The sequence below is a fragment of the Xanthomonas sp. SHU 308 genome, from assembly GCF_000364645.1.
Taxonomy (GTDB): Bacteria; Pseudomonadota; Gammaproteobacteria; order Xanthomonadales; family Xanthomonadaceae; genus Xanthomonas_A; species Xanthomonas_A sontii.
Genome location: NZ_AQOK01000260.1, coordinates 1 through 3,693, shown reverse-complemented (window position 1 = coordinate 3,693; position 3,693 = coordinate 1). Strand labels below are relative to the sequence as shown.

3 protein-coding genes are annotated in these 3,693 nt (G+C 70.5%); 1 reads left to right on the top strand and 2 read right to left on the bottom strand.

Annotation, left to right across the window (positions count from 1 at the left end; genetic code table 11):
* Window positions 1-281 precede the first annotated feature (281 nt).
* On the top strand, window positions 282-1,460 hold the full coding sequence (locus tag D588_RS0109660) for a benzoate/H(+) symporter BenE family transporter (protein ID WP_017915831.1): 1,179 nt from the start codon (window positions 282-284) through the stop codon (window positions 1,458-1,460).
* Window positions 1,461-1,481: 21 nt separating this feature from the next.
* On the opposite strand, the gene bphP is transcribed toward D588_RS0109660, so the two are convergent.
* Together bphP and D588_RS0109650 are read right to left on the bottom strand one after the other, a co-directional pair.
* A complete protein-coding gene (gene bphP, locus D588_RS0109655) occupies window positions 1,482-3,386 on the bottom strand; it encodes a bacteriophytochrome BphP (protein WP_017915830.1) in 1,905 nt (634 codons plus the stop codon).
* Window positions 3,383-3,693: biliverdin-producing heme oxygenase (locus D588_RS0109650; RefSeq protein ID WP_017915829.1), on the bottom strand; the 311-nt coding region annotated here is incomplete at its 5' end. The genes D588_RS0109650 and bphP, both read right to left, overlap by 4 nt.

Here is a 3,693-nt window from a genome sequence, read left to right as displayed (position 1 = left end):
CCTCGAAGCGAGCCGGCCATATTAGCCGACTTTTTCACGCTGTCAACACCCGATGTTCGCTAGGTGTTTCCGGCCCCGCCGGCCTCTGTCGTGCCGAAACTCGGCAGTTGCGTAGCGGGCCGCGCAGTTTAATGGCACCGAAAAAAAGGTCAACCGTTTTTTTGCATGCCCTTACGGCGCTGCGTCCTGCCCCGCTCTCTCCTCTATTGGTGATGGCGCGGCACGGCCGATCGCCGGCGTTTGCCCGAGAATGCAGCCTGCGCTCCATCATGGGATTCCGCATGACCCCTGCTGCCCGCGCCCTCTGGCGCGACGCGTCGCTGCCCGCGCTGATCGCCGGCTTCGTCACCGTGCTGGTCGGCTTCACCAGTTCGGCGGCGATCGTGTTCGAGGCTGCGCGCAGCGTCGGCGCCTCGCAGGCACAGATCGCGTCCTGGATGTGGGCGCTGGGGCTGGGCATGGGCCTGACCTGCACCGGGCTGTCGTTGCGCTACCGGATGCCGGTAGTCACCGCCTGGTCCACGCCCGGCGCGGCCTTGCTGATCGGCAGCGGCGGCGGACTGCCGCTGTCCGATGCGATCGGCGCGTTCGTGGTGGTGGCGGTGCTGTCTGCACTCGCCGGGTTTTCCGGCCTGTTCGAACGCCTGCTGCGGCGCATTCCGCTGTCGCTGGCCTCGGCGATGCTGGCCGGCGTGTTGCTGCGCTTCGGCCTGGACGTGTTCGTGGCGATGCAGCACCAACTGGCCATGGCGCTGGCGATGTTCGCCACCTATCTGCTCGGGCGCCGCACCTTCCCGCGCTATGCGGTGATCGCCACCCTGCTGTTCGGCATCGCCGTGGCCGCGGGCAGCGGCACGCTGCACCTGGAGGCTGCGCGGTTGCGCCTGGCGCAGCCGGTGCTGGTGTGGCCGACGCTGTCGTGGCAGGCGCTGTTCGGGATCGCGCTGCCGCTGTTCGTGGTGACGATGACCTCGCAGAACCTGCCTGGGGTCGCGGCGATCCGCGCCTCCGGCTATGCGGTGCCGATCTCGCCGACCATCGGCTGGATCGGCGTGGTCAATACGCTGCTGGCGCCGTTCGGCGCCTACGGACTGAACCTGGCGGCGATCACCGCGGCGATCTGCATGGGCCGCGAGGCGCAGGAGGATCCGCAGCGGCGCTACATGGCCGCGGTGTTCGCCGGGGTCTTCTATCTGCTGATCGGCGTGTTCGGCGCCACGGTGGCCGCGCTGTTCGCGGCCTTTCCCAGGGAATTGGTGATGGCGATCGCAGGCATCGCGCTGTTCGGCACCATCGGCAACAGCCTGGCCTCGGCGCTGCGCGAGGAACGCGAGCGAGAGCCGGCGCTGATCGCGTTCCTGGTCACCGCGTCGGGACTGTCGCTGTTCGGTATCGGCGCGGCGCTGTGGGGCCTGCTGGCCGGTGCGGCAACGCTGGCGCTATGGCGGCGCAGCCGCTGAGGCCGCGCCGCCGCACCGGACTCAGCGCGGGTCGCGCAACTGCAGCAGCCAGTGGCTGGGCACGCCGGAGTGATCGGGCAGCGGTTCGAAGTCGAACTGGCGGTGCACGGCCGTGCTGCCGTCCACGCGCAGCGGCAGGGTGACGTAGGCGGCTCGGCCCTGCCGCAGCAGCGTGTCGATGCGCTGGGTCTCCGCCAGCACGGCCTCGCTGGCGTACAGGCGCTCCAGGTCGCAGCCGATCAATTCTGCGACCTCGCGCTCGTACAGGGCGGCGAAGGCCTCGTTGACGAAGGCCAGGCGGCTGGGCCGCGGGCCGTCGCCGCGCTCGACGATCGCCACCGGTTCGCGCAGCCGCGACAGCGAGGCCTCCAGCAAGGCGAAATCCTGCTGGAAGCGCTTGCGCTCCATCAGCTCGATCAGCACCCGCAGGCTGCGTGCCGATTCCAGGCTGATCGGCGACCAGGGCCGCGCGCGGCCACGCACGGTCTCCTGCCACAGGTCGAAGCTCTTGCGCGGCGACAGCCGCGAGCCGGCGATGTCCTGCAGCTTGGCCAACTGCGGATTGCCCGCCCAGTTGACCGTGCGCACCTGTTCGCGACGGGTCCACAGCAGCGCGCTGCGCGCCTGCGGCATCAGCGGCACGAAGATGAAGCCGGCCGCCAGCGGGGCCAGATCGGCCAGCGCCGGGAAGGTCTCGCCGATCTGGTCCGAGTGCAGGGCGCCGACCGCGTCGTGGCGCAGCGCTTCGTGATGGGTGGACTCGATCTGCTCGCGGATCCGCGCCAGGTCCTCGGTGGCCGGCAGCATGCCGTGGCGGGTGACGTGGTCGCCATGGAACACCGCCACGCCGTCGGCATCGACCACGTCGAGCAGGTCCGAGGCCATCTCGTCGAGCATCGGCGCGGTCAGCATCTCGGCGTCGTTGAAGTTGGTGATCAGCTTCTCGCGCACGGTCAGCAGCACCGACTCGGTGCGCGCGCGCGCCACCGCGGTGATCGCGCCGATGCGCCCGGCCAATGCACGGCTCAATGCATCGGCGACGTCGCGCATCTCGTGGTTGCAGAAATACGGGCGGTAGTGATGGCAGGCGATCAGCCCCCACAGCGCGTCGTTGACCACGATCGAGGCCACCAGCGTGGCGGTGACGCCCATGTTGGCCAGGTATTCCAGGTGCACCGGCGAGACGCTGCGCAGGCTGACGTCGCTCAGGTCCACCGGCGCGCGCAGGCGCGGATGCAGGGTGGGCTGGATCGGCGACGGCACGTAGCCGACGTTGGCGATCTGGCGCACGCGGTTGCGCAGGTACAGCGCGCGGGCCTGCGCCGGAATGTCGCTGGCCGGATAGTGCAGGCCGAGATACGGCTCCAGTTCCGCCGCGCGCGCCTCGGCGACCACGTCGCCGTTCCAGTCCTCGTCGAAGCGGTAGATCATCACCCGGTCGTAGCCGATCAGGCTGCGCAGGCTCTTGGCGGCGCGTTGGCAGGCCTCCTCGATGCTGTGGTCGGCCTCCAGCCGGCGCAGCACCGGCAGCGCTTCGCGCAGGGTGGCGTCGGCCAGCGGCGCATCGCGCGGCTCCAGTTCCAGCAGCCATTGCTCCGGATACAGATGCCAGGCGCCGACCCAGCGCTGCGTCGCGGCCGCGTCCTTGAATCCCACTTCGACATAGGCCAGGTCGCTGCGCTCGGCCGCGTCGGGCAACAGACGCGTGCGCGGATCCTCCAGCACGAGCAGGGCGTCGTAGCGCTGTCCGAGCAGTTCGTCCAGCGGCTGGCCGAACAGGTCGGCGGCACTGGCGCTGGCCTGGACGACGCGCCCGTCCTGCGGCTCGATCACCAGCAGCACGCCGTGCGGCTGCACCGAGCCGGGGATATGGATCGGCTCGCGTGCGCATGCGTCCATGTCCAGGGGCACGACGATGTCGCTCATGCGGCGATCTCCAGGGCGAAGTGGGTGTGGAAGTGCGCGAACATGGCGCGGGCGCCGTCGACCGCGGCCTGCTGCAGCGGCGCGGTCGGCAAGGCCCGCTCCAGGCGCTGCTGGAAGTGTCGCCAGGCGGCCGGGTCGGCATGGCCGAGTTCGAAATAGGACAACGCCGGCGCGGCGCCGGCCAGGGTCTGCCGCAGGTGCCGGGCGATCACCCGCCCGCCCAGGCGCGAGCCCTCGACCACGTAGAGCATGCCCCAACGGGCCCCGGCCTCGGCGGCCGGCGGCAGCGGTTGCGGCGCTGGCGGCA

Coding starts and splice junctions, on each gene's coding strand:
- bphP (WP_017915830.1), bottom strand. CDS start 3,386: ATGAGCGACATCGTCGTGCCCCTGGACATGGACGCATGCGCACGCGAG.
- D588_RS0109660 (WP_017915831.1), top strand. CDS start 282: ATGACCCCTGCTGCCCGCGCCCTCTGGCGCGACGCGTCGCTGCCCGCG.